Source organism: Azovibrio restrictus DSM 23866 (assembly GCF_000429665.1).
GTDB classification, from domain to species: Bacteria; Pseudomonadota; Gammaproteobacteria; order Burkholderiales; family Rhodocyclaceae; genus Azovibrio; species Azovibrio restrictus.
In genome coordinates this window covers 161,357-177,925 of sequence record NZ_AUCH01000001.1, presented here as the reverse complement: position 1 = coordinate 177,925, position 16,569 = coordinate 161,357, and the positions used below count along the sequence as shown (strand labels likewise).

Annotated in this window: 16 protein-coding genes; 7 read left to right on the top strand and 9 right to left on the bottom strand. The window is 65.5% G+C overall.

The genetic code is table 11. The features are described from left to right. The first annotated feature begins 21 nt into the window (after nucleotides 1–21). Nucleotides 22–1,653, top strand: a complete 1,632-nt coding sequence (locus tag G474_RS0100890) for an AsmA-like C-terminal region-containing protein (protein ID WP_169729480.1) — start codon at nucleotides 22–24, stop codon at nucleotides 1,651–1,653. A 71-nt stretch (nucleotides 1,654–1,724) separates the two neighbouring features. On the opposite strand, the gene G474_RS0100885 is transcribed toward G474_RS0100890, so the two are convergent. Further along, on the bottom strand, nucleotides 1,725–2,933 hold the full coding sequence (locus G474_RS0100885; RefSeq protein ID WP_026685338.1) for an amino acid aminotransferase: 1,209 nt from the start codon (nucleotides 2,931–2,933) through the stop codon (nucleotides 1,725–1,727). 108 nt (nucleotides 2,934–3,041) lie between these two features. On the opposite strand from G474_RS0100885, the gene uvrB reads away from it, so the two are divergent. Beyond that, nucleotides 3,042–5,120 carry an excinuclease ABC subunit UvrB gene (uvrB, locus tag G474_RS0100880; RefSeq protein ID WP_026685337.1) on the top strand — a complete coding sequence of 693 codons (2,079 nt, stop codon included), beginning with the start codon at nucleotides 3,042–3,044 and terminating at the stop codon, nucleotides 5,118–5,120. Between the two features lie 171 nt (nucleotides 5,121–5,291). Beyond that, nucleotides 5,292–5,777 (top strand): low molecular weight protein-tyrosine-phosphatase, encoded by a 486-nt coding sequence (locus G474_RS0100875; RefSeq protein ID WP_026685336.1) that lies wholly within the window; start codon nucleotides 5,292–5,294, stop codon nucleotides 5,775–5,777. Here G474_RS0100875 and G474_RS0100870 read toward each other — a convergent pair. From G474_RS0100870 to G474_RS0100850, 5 genes are read right to left on the bottom strand one after another with little or no spacing between them, the layout of a single operon-like run. Then, nucleotides 5,770–6,528: a M90 family metallopeptidase gene (locus tag G474_RS0100870; RefSeq protein WP_043462736.1), complete on the bottom strand. Its 759-nt coding sequence runs from the start codon at nucleotides 6,526–6,528 to the stop codon at nucleotides 5,770–5,772. The genes G474_RS0100875 and G474_RS0100870 overlap by 8 nt on opposite strands. Continuing rightward, on the bottom strand, nucleotides 6,525–7,442 hold the full coding sequence (locus G474_RS0100865) for a DMT family transporter (protein WP_026685334.1): 918 nt from the start codon (nucleotides 7,440–7,442) through the stop codon (nucleotides 6,525–6,527). Before G474_RS0100865 ends, G474_RS0100870 begins: the two co-directional genes overlap by 4 nt. Then, nucleotides 7,432–8,166, bottom strand: a complete 735-nt coding sequence (gene dnaQ / locus G474_RS0100860) for a DNA polymerase III subunit epsilon (protein WP_026685333.1) — start codon at nucleotides 8,164–8,166, stop codon at nucleotides 7,432–7,434. The genes G474_RS0100865 and dnaQ overlap by 11 nt, the downstream gene beginning before the upstream one ends. Beyond that, entirely contained in the window at nucleotides 8,163–8,600 is a 438-nt protein-coding gene (gene rnhA, locus G474_RS0100855; RefSeq protein WP_026685332.1) for a ribonuclease HI, read from the bottom strand. The genes dnaQ and rnhA overlap by 4 nt, the downstream gene beginning before the upstream one ends. Next, entirely contained in the window at nucleotides 8,593–9,312 is a 720-nt protein-coding gene (locus tag G474_RS0100850; protein WP_026685331.1) for a class I SAM-dependent methyltransferase, read from the bottom strand. Before G474_RS0100850 ends, rnhA begins: the two co-directional genes overlap by 8 nt. A 28-nt stretch (nucleotides 9,313–9,340) precedes the next feature. On the opposite strand from G474_RS0100850, the gene gloB reads away from it, so the two are divergent. Further along, the gene (gloB, locus tag G474_RS0100845; protein ID WP_026685330.1) at nucleotides 9,341–10,099 is read left to right on the top strand and encodes a hydroxyacylglutathione hydrolase; all 759 of its coding nucleotides are present in this window, start codon (nucleotides 9,341–9,343) and stop codon (nucleotides 10,097–10,099) included. A gap of 22 nt (nucleotides 10,100–10,121) precedes the next feature. On the opposite strand, the gene G474_RS18960 is transcribed toward gloB, so the two are convergent. After that, nucleotides 10,122–10,511: a response regulator transcription factor gene (locus G474_RS18960; protein ID WP_043462734.1), complete on the bottom strand. Its 390-nt coding sequence runs from the start codon at nucleotides 10,509–10,511 to the stop codon at nucleotides 10,122–10,124. A 5-nt stretch (nucleotides 10,512–10,516) separates the two neighbouring features. Continuing rightward, nucleotides 10,517–11,470, bottom strand: a complete 954-nt coding sequence (locus G474_RS0100835) for a GGDEF domain-containing response regulator (RefSeq protein WP_026685329.1) — start codon at nucleotides 11,468–11,470, stop codon at nucleotides 10,517–10,519. 83 nt (nucleotides 11,471–11,553) lie between these two features. On the opposite strand from G474_RS0100835, the gene G474_RS24350 reads away from it, so the two are divergent. Genes G474_RS24350 through G474_RS0100820 form a run of 3 tightly spaced genes read left to right on the top strand, consistent with a single transcriptional unit; the run spans nucleotide 11,554 to nucleotide 15,733 of the window. After that, the gene (locus G474_RS24350) at nucleotides 11,554–12,870 is read left to right on the top strand and encodes a DNA recombination protein RmuC (RefSeq protein WP_211228034.1); all 1,317 of its coding nucleotides are present in this window, start codon (nucleotides 11,554–11,556) and stop codon (nucleotides 12,868–12,870) included. After that, nucleotides 12,867–13,283 carry a DUF3293 domain-containing protein gene (locus G474_RS0100825; protein WP_026685327.1) on the top strand — a complete coding sequence of 139 codons (417 nt, stop codon included), beginning with the start codon at nucleotides 12,867–12,869 and terminating at the stop codon, nucleotides 13,281–13,283. The genes G474_RS24350 and G474_RS0100825 overlap by 4 nt, the downstream gene beginning before the upstream one ends. Before the next feature lie 56 nt (nucleotides 13,284–13,339). Continuing rightward, complete coding sequence (locus G474_RS0100820) at nucleotides 13,340–15,733, top strand: serine/threonine protein kinase (protein ID WP_026685326.1); 2,394 nt, start codon at nucleotides 13,340–13,342, stop codon at nucleotides 15,731–15,733. A 53-nt stretch (nucleotides 15,734–15,786) separates the two neighbouring features. On the opposite strand, the gene G474_RS0100815 is transcribed toward G474_RS0100820, so the two are convergent. Then, a complete protein-coding gene (locus tag G474_RS0100815) occupies nucleotides 15,787–16,563 on the bottom strand; it encodes an outer membrane protein assembly factor BamD (RefSeq protein WP_026685325.1) in 777 nt (258 codons plus the stop codon). Nucleotides 16,564–16,569: the final 6 nt, after the last annotated feature.

Below are 16,569 nucleotides of genomic sequence, written 5' to 3'. Positions count from 1 at the left end.
ACTCCTCTGGGCGAGGAGGCCATGACCCAACGGACCCGGGTGGTCCAGCGCAGCCAGCGCATGATTCTGGTGCTGGTGGACGGCAAGACCCGGGTTGGGGAACTGGGGACCAAGATCGGCGATAGCCGTCTGGCGGAAACCGCCCTCAAGGAGCTGGAGGCGGGGGGCTTCATCGCCCTGGCCGATACCCCTGCGGCTTCCATGTCGGTGCCTCCGGCAGCCTTGCCCATGGCTACTCCTTCCCAGCTTTCCCAGTTTTCCACCTTCGGTCCCAAGCCGGTGCGGCAGACGGCGGCCACTGCCAATGCCGAAACGGTGATGCCTAGCAATTTCTCCACTTTTGGCCGTCCGGCCCTGCCCAAGGGGCAAAAGCCCAAGGCAGAGCCCCAGACGCCAGCCCCCATGCGGGCTCCGGTGGAAGAGGCGCCTGCCGATCTGTACCGGCCGCCGCGGCGTCCCCTGCCGCTGGGCAAGGTGATTGCCGGCAGTGTGGTGGGGCTGGTGCTGGCCGGAGTGGCAGGCCTGTTCCTGTATCCCTACGACAATCAGAAAGGGGCCCTGGAGGCCGAACTGAGTCAGCAGCTGGGAACCCCGGTCAGGATAGGTGCCATGGGTCCGGGCTTCGCCCCGGAGCCGGTGCTGGAACTGAAGCAGGTGCGCCTGGGGCCGGCTGGAGAAGGGCAGATCGATACCCTGCAATTGCCTGGCCTGTTCAGCCATTTGACCGGGGGCAGCATCGATCCCCTGGCGCCGGTGACCCTGAAGGGCGGGCACGTGGATCTGGCCCTGCTGGCCGGCTGGCTGGGCAAGCCCACCCCGGGGGCACCCCAGAAGCTGAAGTGGCAGCAGATGCAGCTGATGCTGGGCAGCCGCGTGGTGGCGGAAGTCAATGGTGAGGTGCTGCGAACCGGCAGCGGGCAGCTGCAGCGGGCCAGCCTGGCCACGGCGGATCGTAGCTTCAAGCTGGAAATGGAGCCCCAGGGGCAGGATCTGGGGGTGACCCTGGATGCGGCTTCGTGGAAGCCGCAACCGGAGTTCCCCGTGGTGGTGGATTACTTCTCCGGCAAGGGGCAGCTGCGCCAGGACAAGCTGGTCCTCAGCAGTGCCGATGTGCGTCTGCTGGACGGCCGCTACGAAGGCGAGTTGCTGGTGGACTGGGGGCAGGGCCAGGGGCTGGCCGGCAGCGGTGTCCTGCATCGCATCAATCTGGGCAATCTGGTGGCTGCCACGGGCAGTCAGGCCAAAGTCTCCGGCGAGCTTTCGGGAACCTTGCGTTTCCGGGCCCAGGGCAATACCCCCGAGGCGCTGCTGGGCAGCCTGGAAGCGGATGGGGAGTGGCGGATCGAGCGGGGCGAGCTGCGCGGCGTGGATCTGGCGGATGCGGTGCGACGCGGCAAGGGTCAGGTGGTGCGCGGGGGCAGCACCCGCTTCGAACGGCTCAGCACCGTGGCGCGCCTGGGGGCTTCCGGCCTGCAGCTTTCCGGTGTCCAGGTGGAAGCCGGCCTGATGCGGGCAGAGGGGCGGGCCGATGTGAGCCGGGCCAGCGAGTTGCGGGGGCGCATGCAGGTCAGCCTGTCCCGGGGGAACATGGGTTCCGGCGGGGTGGTGCTGCTGGAGGGGAATTTCCCCAATCTGGAAGCCTCAATCCAGTAACAGCCGGCCGGCGGCAGGCAACAAAAAGGCGGGGTCGAAACCCCGCCTTTTTGTTGCTGCAAGAAAAGGCCTCAGCCCTTGACCACGGCGCCGATGGCTTGAGCCACGGCGGACAGGTTCTTGCTGTTCAGGGCGGCCAGGCAGATGCGTCCGGTGGACACGGCGTAGATGCCGAACTCGGTCTTCAGGCGCTCCACCTGGGCGGCGGTGAGGCCGGTGTAGGAGAACATGCCGCGCTGCTGGATCACGAAGGAGAAGTCCTGGGACACGCCCTGGGCCTTCAGGGCATCCACCAGGCCGCTACGCATGGCGCGGATGCGGTCCCGCATGCCGGCCAGCTCGTCTTCCCACATCTGGCGCAGCTCGGTGCTGCCCAGCACGGCGGCCACCACGGCACCGCCGTGGGTGGGGGGGTTGGAGTAGTTGGTACGGATGACGCGCTTCACCTGGGACAGGACCCGGCCGGCCTCTTCCTTGCTGGCGGTGATGATGGACAGGGCGCCGACCCGCTCGCCGTACAGGGAGAAGCTCTTGGAGAAGGAGCTGGAAACGAAGAACTGCATGCCGGAGGCGGTGAAGGCGCGGATCGCCACGGCGTCCGGGTCGATGCCGTCGGCAAAGCCCTGGTAGGCCATGTCCAGGAAGGGAACCAGGCCCTTTTCCTTGCAGACGGCGACCACTTCCTGCCACTGGGCGTCGGTCAGGTCGGCGCCGGTGGGGTTATGGCAGCAGGCGTGCAGCAGGATCACGGAGCCGGCGGGCAGGGAGGCCAGCTTGGCCTTCATGCCGTCGAAGTTCACGCCCCGGGTGGCGGCATCGTAGTAGGGATAGGTGTCCACGGGGAAGCCGGCAGCCTCGAACAGGGCCCGGTGGTTTTCCCAGGAGGGATCGCTGATGTAGATGGTGGTCTGGGGCAGCAGCTTCTTCAGGTAGTCGGCACCCACCTTCAGGGCGCCAGTGCCGCCCAGGGCCTGGATGGTGACCACGGAACCGTTGCTGGCCAGGTCAGAGCCGGTGCCGAACAGCAGGTTCTGCACGGCCTGGTTGTAGGCGGCGTTGCCTTCGATGGGCTGGTAGCCCCGGGGGGGCTGGGTCTTCAGGCGGGCTTCCTCGGCGGCCTTGACGGCGGCCAGGAGCGGCAGTTTGCCGTTGTCGTCGTAATAGACGCCGACGCCCAGATTGACCTTGGTGGCGCGGCTGTCGGCGTTGAAGGCCTCGGTCAGGCCGAGAATCGGGTCACGGGGCGCCATTTCGACGGCGGCAAAAAGCGAAGCGGTCATGATCTCTCCAGGTGTTCGGTGGTTTGCTTGGGCGGGCCGGTGAATTGGGCAATAATCCGGACTCGGCTCCAGTTAAGGGGTCCAACAAAAACAGCCGGAAATTCTATCATGGCAGCTTCTCCCGACAGCACCTCCAATACACCGGAAAGCCAGGTCATTTCCTTTCCGGGCAGTCCCTTCCGCCTGCACCAGCCTTTCCCCCCGGCCGGAGACCAGCCCGAGGCCATCGGGCAGTTGGTGGAAGGGCTTGCCGACGGGCTCTCGTTCCAGACCCTGCTGGGCGTCACCGGCTCCGGCAAGACCTTCACCATGGCCAACGTCATCGCCCGCACCGGGCGTCCGGCCCTGATCCTGGCCCATAACAAGACCCTGGCGGCCCAGCTCTATTCGGAAATGAAGGAGTTCTTCCCGGAAAATGCGGTGGAGTATTTCGTCTCCTATTACGACTACTACCAGCCGGAAGCCTATGTGCCGTCCCGGGACCTGTTCATCGAGAAGGACTCGGCCATCAACGAGCACATCGAGCAGATGCGCCTGTCGGCCACCAAGAGCCTGCTGGAACGTCGGGACGTGGTGATCGTGGCCTCGGTCTCCTGCATCTACGGCATCGGCGACAAGGAGGACTACCACGACATGATCCTCACCATGCGGGTGGGGGACAAGCTGGACCAGCGGGCCATCGTCAAGCGGCTGACGGAGATGCAGTACCAGCGCAACGACCTGGATTTCCATCGGGGCACCTTCCGGGTCCGCGGCGACGTGATCGACATCTTTCCTGCCGAACACGCCGAGCACGCGGTGCGGGTGGAGCTGTTCGACGACGAGGTGGAGTCCCTGCGCTTCTTCGATCCCCTCACCGGGGAACTGCTGCACAAGGCCCTGCGTTTCACGGTCTTCCCTGCTTCCCATTACGTGACGCCCCGGGACACGGTGCTGCGGGCGGTGGAGGCCATCAAGGAGGAACTGCGTCAGCGGGTGGATTTCTTCCAGCGGGAACAGAAGCTGGTGGAAGCCCAGCGCATTGACCAGCGCACCAAGTTCGACCTGGAAATGCTCAACGAAATCGGCTTTTGCAAGGGCATCGAAAACTACTCCCGGCACCTGTCCGGGCGCCAGCCCGGGGAGCCGCCGCCGACCCTGATCGACTACCTGCCCCGGGATGCCATCATGTTCATCGATGAATCCCACGTCACCATCGGCCAGGTGGGGGGCATGTTCAAGGGGGACCGGTCGCGCAAGGAAAACCTGGTCAATTACGGCTTTCGCCTGCCTTCGGCCCTGGACAACCGGCCCCTCAAGTTTGAGGAATTCGAGGCCATGCTGCGCCAGACCATCTTCGTCTCGGCCACGCCTTCCGCCTATGAAGGGGAGCATGCGGGCCAGGTGGTGGAGCAGGTGGTGCGGCCCACGGGGCTGGTGGACCCGGTGGTGGAGGTGCGTCCCGCCACCACCCAGGTGGATAATCTGCTGCCGGAGATCAAGGCCCGGGTGGCAGTCAATGAACGGGTGCTGGTGACGACGCTCACCAAGCGCATGGCCGAGGACCTGACCGATTTCCTGCGTGAGAACGGCATCAAGGTGCGTTACCTGCACTCGGACATCGACACCGTGGAGCGGGTGGAAATCATCCGCGACCTGCGCCTGGGGGAGTTTGACGTGCTGGTGGGCATCAACCTGCTGCGGGAAGGGCTGGACATTCCTGAAGTGGCCCTGGTGGCCATCCTGGATGCGGACAAGGAAGGCTTCCTGCGCTCCGAACGTTCGCTCATACAAACCATCGGCCGGGCGGCCCGTAACCTGAATGGCAAGGCCATCCTCTATGCGGACAAGATCACCGACTCCATGGGCCGGGCCATGGCTGAAACCGAGCGGCGCCGGGAAAAGCAGATCGCCTTCAACAAGGAACACGGCATCGAGCCCAAGGGCATCGTCAAGCGCATCAAGGACATCATCGATGGCATCTACGATGCGGAGTCGGCCCAGAAGGAACTGAAGGCGGCCCAGCAACAGGCCGGTTACGAGGCCATGAGCGAGAAAGCACTGGCCAAGGAGATCAAGCGCCTGGAAAAACTCATGGGTGAATACGCCAGGAACCTGGAGTTCGAGAAGGCGGCGGCGACTCGGGACGAACTGTTCCGGCTCAAGGAAAGGGTCTTTGGTGCCGCCCTCCACGACCATGAGGGTTGATGCTAATGGCATCAATTTTGGTGGGCGTTATTGCCATCAGGATGACATGGGCGCAGAATGAAACCATAACAACAAGAAACCCTCCAATCCCACAACAAAGGAACAATCATCATGGATACCGCATGGGCGCGCCGGACCCTGTTCCCCCATGCCGTCCGGGAGGATGGCCCGATGAGTAGGTTGTTGTTCGTGTGCATGGGGAACATCTGCCGCTCCCCCACGGCGGAAGGGGTGTTCCGCAAATTGCTGCAGACCCGCAAGCTCGATGCCCGGTTCGAGGTGGATTCGGCCGGCACCCACGGCTACCACGTGGGCGAGCCTCCCGATCCCCGTACCCAGCGGGCTGCTGCTGCCCGGGGCTACGACCTCTCCCAGATGCGGGCCCGCAAGGTGGCCCCCCAGGATTTGGAGTATTTCGACCTGATCCTGGCCATGGACAAGACCAATCTGGACAACCTGCGCCGCATGGTCGATCCGGAAAAGCACCAGAAGCTCCACCTGTTCATGGAGTTCGCCCGGAATTACGACGACGATGAGGTCCCCGATCCCTACTACGGCCTGGGCTATGGCTTTGATGTGGTGATCGACATGGTGGAAGACGCCTCCCAGGGCTTGCTGGAAGCCCTGCTGGCACCCCAGTCGGTGCAGATCAAGTAGGGCGCCGGGCCGGGTCCTGGCGGTAGTAGCGGCGCAGCAGCTGGTACAGCTCCGGGTAGGCGGCCTGCAGGCCGTGGGGATTGGCGAAGAAACTCTCGCTGGTGACTGCAAAGAACTCCGAGGGATGCTCGGCCGCATAGGCGTCCAGCATCAGGGCCTCGCCGTTGTCCAGCCGGTGGCAGAAGTCGTCGTAGGCCCGATACAGCACATTTTCCCACTCGCTGCGCTGCAGGCCCGAGTGTAGGGCGGGAATGCCGTCCACCTCCCCGTTGAGCATGTCCAGCTTGTGGGCGAATTCGTGGATCACCACGTTGTAGTCCCCGTCGGCCAGCTGGGCATCCTGCCAGGAAATGAGCACCGGCCCTCCCTCCCAGGCCTCGCCGGCCACCGTGTCCTCGTACTCGTGCAGGACTCCGGCTTCATCCATCACCTGGCGGGGCACCAGGAATTCCCCGGGATAAACGATGATGCCGACCCAGTCCCGGTAGGCAGACAGGCCCAGCTCCAGGATGGGCAGGCAGGCCTGGGCGCTGATGTTGGTCAGCATGGCATCCTGGAGTTCCAGGCCCTGGGCCCCGGTGAACTCCTTGCTGGCCAGGAACTCCTCGCTCAGTTGCTTGAGTCGGGCCCGCTCCTCCGTCCCCAGGTGATCGAAGATGGACAGCTGGTTCAGGGTGTGCTGCCACAGGCCATGGGGAATCTCCGGGCGGCGGCGGAACCAGCGCTTGAAGGGGGCCAGCCAGCTGCTCATGGGGCCGGTTTCCGGAGCGGGGAGCGGGTGGCCATGCCTATGCCCAGGAAGATCAGGGCGATCCCGGCCAGGTGGTAGGTGGCGGGGCGTTCGTCCAGGAACAGGGCGGCCAGCAGGGTGCCGAACACGGGCATCAGATGGATGAAGAGGCTGGCGCGGCTGGCCCCCACTTCCATGACCCCCCGGTTGTAGAAGATGTAGCCCACGAAGCTGGGGAAAATGCCCACGTAGGCCAGGCTGAGGAGGCTGCCCGGATGCACGTGCATGCTGCGGCCTTGGGCCAGTTCCCAGAGGTAGAGGGGCAGCAGCATGGCCAGTCCCAGGGCGATCAGCAGGGCCAGCAGCAGCATCGGCGCCAGTCCGGGGGGGCGGAACTGCAGCCCCAGGGTGTAGCAGGCCCAGACCAGCACGGCGCCCAGCATCCACAGGTCGCCGCCGTTCAGGGTGAGCTGGGCCAGGGTGGCCGGATCGCCCCGGGTGACGATGGTTAGGGCACCGAGCAGGGAAACCAGCACGCCCAGGCCTTCCAGCCGGCCCAGGTGCTTCTTGAACAGCAGCCAGGCCAGGGTGATGGTGGCTACGGGGATGAAGGAGTTGAGCAGCACCGCATTGGTGGCCGTGGTGGTCTGCAGGGCCAGATAGGCCAGGGTGTTGTAGCCGGCAATGCCCAGGGCCGCCAGGATCAGCAGGGCCGGCCAGTGGCCGGCGAGCAGGTGGCGCTGCTGCCGCCAGTGGGGCCAGGCCAGGGGCAGCACCAGGAGCAGGGCGATGCTCCAGCGCCAGAAAGCCAGGGCGATGGGGGGGATGTCTGCCCGGATGCCGCGTCCCAGGACCATGTTGCCGGACCAGAACAGGGCGGTGAGGGTGAGCAGCAGATAGGGGTTGGCGTACCAGCCGCGCTTTTCAGCTTGCACTGCCGGCAGATTCCGTTTCTGGCTGCAGCCACAGACAGGCGCCCTTGCTCTCTTTCTGGATGCCCTCCAGGACCTGGAGGTGGGCTTCCAGTTCCGCAGCTTCCGCCCGGCGCACGATCAGGGGCGGGCGCTCCCGGGGCGGGCGCTGGGCCACGTCCTCCTGGAGGGCGGCCTGGGTGCTGGTCGGCTGGTCCATGATCAGGCTTTCCTGGCCGCGGGTCATGGCCAGGTACACCTCGGCCAGCAGTTCCGCATCCAGCAAGGCCCCGTGCAGGGTCCGGTGGGCGTTGTTGATCTGGTAGCGCTCGCACAGGGCATCCAGGTTGTTGCGTTTGCCCGGGTAGAGCTCCCGGGCCATCTTCAGGGTGTCCTGGACGCCGCTGCAGACTTCCAGGGTGCGGGGGAAGTTGATGCGGCCGAACTCCATGTCCAGGAAGCCGATGTCGAAGGTGGCATTGTGGATCACCAGTTCCGCACCGCTGATGAAGTCCCGCAGCTCCTGGGCCACATCGATGAACTTGGGCTTGTCTTCCAGAAACTCGTTACTGATGCCGTGCACCGCCATGGCGCCCGCGTCCACTTCCCGTTCCGGATTCACGTAACGGTGCAGGTGGCGGCCCGTGAGGCGGCGGTTTTCCAGCTCGACGCAGGCCACTTCGATGATGCGGTGGCCCTGGCGGTGATCCAGGCCCGTGGTTTCCGTATCCAGGAAAATCTGTCTCATCGGCGTAACTCCTCGATGCCGCGATTGGCCAGGGCATCGGCCCGTTCATTCTCCGGGTGGCCGGCGTGGCCCTTGACCCAGATCCACTGCAGCTGGTGCTGGGCCACCAGCTTGTCCAGCTGCTGCCACAGGTCGGCATTCTTGACCGGCGCCTTGCTGGCGGTCTTCCAGCCGTTCCGCTTCCAGCCGTGGATCCATTCACTGATGCCCTGCTGGACGTACTTGGAGTCCGTATAGACCCGCGCCTGGACCGGCCGTTTCAGGGCTTTCAGGGCCCGGATCACGGCGGTCAGCTCCATGCGGTTGTTGGTGGTCTCGGGCTCGCCGCCCCAGAGTTCCTTCTCGTGGGCGCCGGAGCGGAGCAGGGCGCCCCAGCCGCCGGGGCCCGGGTTGCCCTTGCAGGCGCCGTCGGTATAAATGTCGATGTCAGCCATCCATGTGTTCCTTGCGCACGATGGGGGTGAGGGCCTTGGCGCCAAGCTTGCGGTTGCTCCAGGCCGGCAGGATCAGGCGCATGCCATGCACCCGCTTGATGGCGCGGATCATGTAAACGCTGCCGGCAAAGCCCCACCAGCGGTCGCCCGCCGGCTCCATGAAGCGCCAGCGGCGCAGCCACTGGGCGCTCTTGCAGGGCGGCGCGTAGGCGCCGAAGGCCCCCCGGTCCAGTTCGAAATTGAGGAGTTTGAGCCAGTCCTTGAGCCGCAGGATGGAGAGGTACTGGCCGTTCCAGGGAAAACCCTGGGGGCGGCCGGGCAGGTGCCGGCGCAGCCCCCAGAGGGAGAAGGGGTTGAAGCCGAGGATGAACAGCCGGCCCTCGGGAATCAGGATGCGCTCCACCTCGCGCAGGATCTGGTGGGGGTCCGGGTAGAACTCCAGCACATGGGGCAGGACCACCAGGTCCACGCTCTGGGAGGCGATGGGCAGCTGGGTGAACTCGCACCGCAGCTGGGTGCTTCCGGAAGGGCCGATGCACAGGCGCAGGGGGATGCGGTTGCTGCGCAGGAAGTCCCGTTCCGGCAGGCCCAGTTGCAGGGCGTTGAAGCCGAACACGTCGGCCAGGGCCTCGTCCAGCTTGGCTTGTTCCCAGTCCAGGACATAGTGGCCCTGGGGGGTGTTCAGCCAAGCATCCAAGCCGGGAATTGACATCGTGTGCGCTTCAAACAATAGTTTCGCAATGTTCGAGATTACTGCCATTCCCGCATTCCGGGACAATTACATCTGGGGGCTCTGCCGTAACGGCCGGGCAGTCGTGGTGGACCCGGGCGACGCGGCCCCGGTCCTGGACTGGCTGGCCTCCGGCGCCCTGGCCCTGGAGGCCATCCTGATCACCCATCACCACCAGGACCATCAGGGCGGAGTGCCCGGCCTGCTGGAGCGCCACCCCGGCCTGCAGGTTTTCGGGCCGGGGGCCGAGTCTATCACAGGCCTCAACCATCCCCTGGCCGGCGGGGAGATGATCCAGGTGCTGGATACCCCCGTGGCGGTCTGGTCCGTTCCCGGCCATACCTGCGGGCATCTGGCCTATCTGGCGGAGGATGCCCTGTTCTGCGGCGATACCCTGTTTGGCGCGGGCTGCGGCCGCCTGTTCGAGGGGACGCCGGCGCAGATGTTCCAGGCCATGGAGCGGATTGCCGCCCTGCCGGATTCGACCCGCATTTTTTGCGCCCACGAATACACCCTGCTGAACCTGCCCTTTGCCGCCCTGGTGGAGCCGGAAAATCCGGCCATCCGGGCGCGCGTGGCGGAGAGCGAGGCCCTGAGGCTGGCCGGCCGGGCCACGGTGCCCTCCAGCCTGGCCCTGGAAAAGGCCACCAATCCCTTCCTGCGCTGCCATGAGCCGGCCGTGCAGGCCCGGGTCCGGGAGCGGCAGCCCCAGGCGAGCACGGCCGAAGCGGTGTTTGCCGTGCTACGGGCCTGGCGCGACGAGTTCTGAGTGCAAGCCGCAGCAGAGGGGCTCAGTAGCCCGCGGGGAGAGGGGGCAGGGCGGCGAGGGTGTCGATGATCCGCGCCGCGTTGAAGGGTTTGATGATGAAGCCGTTGGCGCCCAGGCTCATGGCTTCCTGGACATTGCCGGCGCTGGGGGTGCCGGTGATCATCACCACCTGGGTTTCCGGGCGCTTCTGCTTGATGGCCCGGAGGGCCTCCAGGCCGTCCATTTCCGGCATGACCACGTCCAGGCAGACGATGTCCGGTTTCATGCGTTCGTTCATCTCCACGGCGGCCAGGCCGTTTCTGGCCTCGCCTACCACTTCGAACTGGTTTTCGCTGCGCAGGATGGCCCGCAGCAGGGTACGCATGACGTCGTTGTCATCCACGATCAGGACGCGCTTGAGTTTTTCGGGCATGGCTTTCAGGAAGGATGGGTAAGGGGGGCCTGGTGCTGGACCCGGTTGCGGCCGGCGTGCTTGGCCCGGTACAGGGCCTCGTCCGCCTGGCGGAGCAGGTGCTGGCAGGGGGTGTTCCGGCTGGCGGGAATGGAGGCGGCACCTATGCTCAGGGTGACCACCCCGTGGGGGGAATCCGGATGGGCGATGCGCAGGGCGGCCACGGCTTGGCGCAGGCGTTCGGCCACGAAGATCGCGCCACCCAGGCTGGTGTCGGGCAGGATCACGGCGAATTCCTCGCCGCCGTAGCGGGCCGCCAGATCGCCGCCCCGGTCCAGGGTGTCGGCCAGCCCCCGGGCCACCAGCCGCAGGCAGTCGTCCCCGGCCTGATGGCCGAAGCGGTCATTGAAACGCTTGAAGAGATCCACGTCGCAGAGCAGCAAGCCCAGATCGCTGCCCGTACGGTTGGTGCGGCGCCATTCCCGCTCCAGGCTTTCATCGAAGTGGCGCCGGTTGGCGATGCCCGTGAGGCCGTCCACCGAGGACAGGCGCCGCAGTTCCCGGTTGGCGGAGTCCAGGCGCCTGGCCAGCACCACCAGGGAGGTGCGCATCTGGATGATGCGTTGCATGGCGCGGATCTTTGCATTCAGCACCACTTCGCTGACGGGCTTGAACAGGTAGTCGTCCCCCCCGGCAGCGATGCCCCGGGCCATGTCCTCATCGTTGTTGAGCACGGTCAGGAAGATGATCGGGGTCCAGTCCTCCTGGGCTTCCTGCTGGCGCAGGTAACTGGCTACCTGGAAACCGTCGGTGTCGGGCAGCACCACATCGAGGAGCACCAGGTCCGGCTTTTCCCGCGCGAAAGCGGCCATCGCCTCGCCGCCATCGTGGCAGGGAATCGGGGTGTGACCCTGCTGGGCGAGGATCTCGCACAGTACCAGCTGGCTGCTCTGGGTGTCTTCCACCACCAGGATTTTCATAAGGGACGGGGCTTGTCTCGGGTGGGCCTATTCTAGCAGGGGCCGGGGCGTAAAATGGCGCCCCTGACTCGTGAGGAGCTCTCTTGACCGATTATCTGCTGCTGGCCCTGATCGCCTTGCAATTCCTGCTGCTCATCCTGTTCTGGCGTACCCGCCCGTCTCGGGACGGGACGGCTCCGGCCCAGCATCAGGAACTGCTGGGGGGATTGGGGCGCCTGGAGCGCGCCTTGCGTGAAGAGCTGGCCCAGAACCGCCGGGAGTCGGCCGAGGCGGCTTTCCGGGAGCGGGAGGAGCGGCTCCGGGGCCAGGCCCATCTGGCCCAGAGCCTGGGGCAGCACCTGAGCCAGCTGGGCACCCTGCAGGGCGAGCGGCTGGAAGGTTTTGCCCGGGAACTGACACGTTCTTCTCAGGGGCTGGACGAGCGCTTCGTGCAATTGCGCGGCGCCGTGGAGCAGCGGCTCCAGGCCTTGCAGGCGGACAACGCCGGCAAGCTTGAAGAAATGCGGCGCACGGTGGATGAAAAGCTGCACGCCACCCTGGAACAGCGCCTGGGGGAATCCTTCAAGCAGGTGAGCGAGCGCCTGGAGCAGGTGCACCGGGGCCTGGGGGAGATGCAGAATCTGGCCGCCGGGGTGGGGGACCTGAAACGGGTGCTCACCAACGTCAAGACCCGGGGAGCCTGGGGGGAGGTGCAACTGGCCAGCCTGCTGGAGCAGTTGCTCACCGCCGAGCAGTACGGTTGCAACGTGGCGACCCGGCCGGGCAGCAACGAGCGGGTGGAGTTTGCCCTGCGCCTGCCGGGCAAGCTGGACGAACAGCCGGTCTGGCTGCCCATCGACGCCAAGTTTCCCCTGGAGGACTACCAGCGGCTGCTGGAAGCCCAGGAGCGGGGCGAACCCCTGCCAGCCGAGGAGGCCGCCCGGGCCCTGGAGAACCGCCTCAAGGCCGAGGCCCGCAGCATTCGGGAAAAGTATGTGGCGCCGCCCCACACCACCGATTTCGCCATCCTTTACCTGCCCATCGAGGGCCTGTACGCCGAGGCCCTGCGCCGTCCCGGCCTGGCGGACACCCTGCAGCGGGAGTGGCGCATCAATCTGGCCGGGCCCACCACCCTGGCAGCCCTGTTGAACAGTCTGCAGATGGGGTTTCGCACCCTGGCCATTGAGCAGCGTTCAGCCGAGGTCTGGGCCCTGCTGGGCGCCGTCAAGACCGAGTTCGGCAAGTTCGGCGAGGCCCTGGCCCACACCCGCCGCAAGCTGGATGAAGCGAGCAGCAGCATTGGCAAGGCGGAAACCCGGACCCGGGTGCTGTCCCGGCGGCTGAAGGCGGTGGAGGCCCTGCCGGGCAGCGAGGCGGAACGCCTGATCGGCCTGGGGGAGCTGGACGGGGAGGGGCCGTGAGCCACAGCCCGGCACTGGAGGCGGCGTACCGGGCCACCACCTACCGGGTGGAACTACCCGGCCAGACCCTGGCCTTGCGGGTGGGGCAGGCCGAGCCCCGCCTGGATGCCTGGCTGCGGCAAGAGGGCGGGGCGTGCTGGGCGATTATCACGGCCTGGAACCCGGAATCCCGGCCCCTGGGACTCACGGAAAATTCCCGGAGGCAGGAAAAACTGCGGCAAATGCTGCTGGACTGGGGTTATCGCTTCTTTCCCGCTGAGAATCGTTCCGATTCCGGTGTCTGGCCGCCCGAGCCCAGCTTTTTCGTGCTGGGCATACCCAGGGAGAAAGCCCTTGAGCTGGCCGGTGGCTGGGCACAAAATGCCATCTTATGGGGTGGAATTGCCAAAATTCCACAACTATTGTGGATTTAGATAAAAGTTTGTAATACTCACGAAATACTCGCTGCCCTGCTGCCGGACCTGCTCAGATGACAAGAAAAATAGGACGTTTCGAAATCCGCCGGGAGCTGGGGCGCGGTGCCCAGAGCGTGGTGTATCTGGCCTTCGATCCGCAGCTGGAGCGGGAGGTGGCCCTCAAGACCCTGCACTTCGAGCGGCCCGACCCGGCCCAGAATGCCACGCTCCTGGCCGAGGCCCGCATGGTGGGCAAGCTGCGCCACCCGGGCATCGTGCCCATCTTCGAGGCCGGCGAGGAAGGCGGCGACCTGTTCCTGGTGTTCGAGTACGTGCCCGGCGAGAACCTGGCGGTGTATCTGCGCCGCCAGGGGGCCCTGCCGCCGGCCAGGGCGGCGGCTCTGATCGTCGATGTGCTGGATGCGGTGGCTCATGCCCACGCCCACGGCATCATCCACCGGGACCTGAAGCCCAGCAACATCCTCATGGACGAAACCGGGGTGCCCCGGGTCATGGACTTCGGCATCGCCACCCACGTGGCCGAAGCCAGCGGCGGCCAGCAGGAGTTCACCGGAACCCCAGCCTACATGGCGCCCGAGTACATTTCCAGCCGGCTGGTGAGTGAGCGTACCGATGTTTTTGCTGCCGGCCTGATCCTGTTCGAGATGCTGACCGGACAGCGGGCCGTCCAGGGCGACAACATCTATCAGATCATGCACCGGATCGCCAACGAGAGCCTGGAGCTGCCCGGGGACGATGGCAATGTGCGTCTGGATGACCGGCTCGGCAACATCCTGCTCAAGGCCACGGCCCGGGATCCCCAGCAGCGCTACGAGAGCGCCTTGCAGTTCCGCCAGGCCCTGGAGGCCTATCTGGCGCCGGCGGAGGATGCGGCTGCCCAGGGGGGCAGCCCCCAGAGCACCGTGGATTTCCTGCTGCGCCGCCTGCGGCATAAGGGCGACTTTCCGGCCCTGTCCGAGTCGGTCAGCGCCATCAACAAGATCGCCTCCAGCGAAACCGAGAGCATTTCCCGGCTGTCCTCCTCCATCCTCAAGGACTTCTCCCTCACCAACAAGATTCTGCGGCTGGTCAATTCCGCCCATTACCGCCAGGCGGGGGGCGGCAACATCAGCACCGTGTCCCGGGCCATCATCGTCCTGGGCTTCGATGCGGTGCGCAATATCGCGGTCACGGTGCTGCTCTTCGAACACCTGCAGAACAAGGCCAACGCCAACCAGCTCAAGGAAGAGTTCCTGCGCGCCAATCTGGCGGGGCTGCTCTCCAAGGACATCGCCATCAAGCTCCAGTACCGGGACCAGGAGCAGCCCTTCATCTGCGCCGTGTTCCACAACCTGGGCCGGCTCCTCTCCCAGTACTACTTTCCCGAGGAAAGCGAGGAAATCCGCAAGGTGATGCTGCAGAAGGATGTGTCCGAACAGGTAGCCGCCCTGCAGGTGCTGGGGGTGAGTTTCGAGGACCTGGGTATAGGCATTGCCCGCAACTGGGGCTTTCCCCAGCTCATCGTGAGCAGCATGCGCCAGGTGCCTTCCGGACCAGTGCGCAAGCCCAATACTCCCGAAGAGCGCCTGCAGGTGCTGTCGGCCTTCTCCAACGAGGTCTGCCAGGCCATCGCCAGCGCAGCTGCCGAGGACAGGGACAAGGAAATCCGCAAGATTTCCGGCCGTTTCGCCGCCTCCGTGCCCATGGAAGAGAAGGAGCTGAAGCAGACCATCCACGCGGCCGTGGAGGAAGTGACCGAATTCGCCCGGATCATCCGGGTCAACCTGCAGCAGACCCAGTTCGGGCGTCAGCTGCGCAAGCTGGGCGGCGACGCCGGAGCGCCCCGCGGCGAGGACACCACGGTGCTGGGCGAAGCGAGTCTTGAAGGCACGGTCCTGGCGGCTGACGGGGCGGTGGATACGGCCAGCTTTGGGGCCGAGGGGGAGAAGGCCCACGATGCTCAGGCGGTGCTGACCGCCGGCATCCAGGACATCAGCAATACCCTGGTGGAAGGCTTCAAGCTCAACGACATCCTGCGCATCATCCTGGAGACCATGTACCGGGCCATGGGATTCCGGCGGGTCATCCTGTGCATCAAGGACGCCAAGCACAACGTGATGCAGGGCCGTTTCGGCTTCGGCCCGGAGGCCAACGAACTGGCCAAGCAGTTCCGTTTCACCCTGAGCTTCACCCCGGACATCTTTCATGCTGCCACGTCCAAGGGGGTCGATATCCTGATCAGCGACATCGACGATCCCAAGATCGCCACCCGCATTCCCGACTGGTACCGGAAGGCGGTGACGGCCAAGACCTTCGTGGTTTTCCCCCTCAACATCAAGACCAACCCCGTGGCCCTGATCTACGCCGATCGGGAAGAGGCGGGCGGCATCGAGATTTCGGAGAAGGAGCTCTCCTTGCTGCGCACCCTGCGTAACCAGGCGGTCCTGGCCATCAAGCAGGTCAGCTGAGCAGAGGGGGGAGGGGCCGCCTGGCTGTCCAGGCGGCGGGGGGCAGGCTGGGCTCAGAAGACCTGCCACCAGGGCTTCTTCTTTTCCAGGCCCTGGGTGTAGTAGACGCTGTTGGGATAGTTGAGGCGCATCACCCGTTCCGCATCGGCGCGCAGGGCTTCCATGCCCATCTTGTCGTAGGCAGCCACCAGGATGAACAGGGCTTCTTCCTGGGCCGGGGTGTTCGGGTACTGCTTGATGGCGTACTGGCTGCGGTTGGCCGAGGCCACGTAGGCGCCCCGCTTCAAATAGTAGCGGGCCACGTGCACCTCGTGGGCAGCTAGGGCATTGACCAGGTAGTTGAGCCGCTGGATGGCATCGGGGGTGTACTTGCTGTTGGGGAAGCGCTGCACCAGTTCCTTGAAGGTGTCGAAGGATTCCCGGGCCGACTTGGGGTCCCGCTCGGTCTGGTCCTGGGTGTTCAGGTAGCCCATGAAACCCAGGTCGCCGTTGAAGGTGATCAGCCCCTTCAGGTAATACATGTAATCCACGTGGGGGTGGTTCGGGTGCAGTTTGATGAAGCGGTCGCAGGCGGCCAGGGCGGAGGCGGAGTCGCCTTCCTTCCAGTGGGCGTAGGCCACTTCCATCTGGGCCTGCTGGGCGTAGCGGCCGTAGGGGTAGCGGGATTCCAGCTTCTGGAAGTACTTGACCGCTTCCTCCCAGTTGTTGTCGTTCATGGCCGACTTGGCTTCGGAGTACAGCTTGGAAGCCGACCAGCCGGCCGTCATGTCGATCTGTTCGGGCAGCAGGCTGCAGCCGGTGGCTAGGGCCACGGCCAGCACCATGGTCATGCGCCG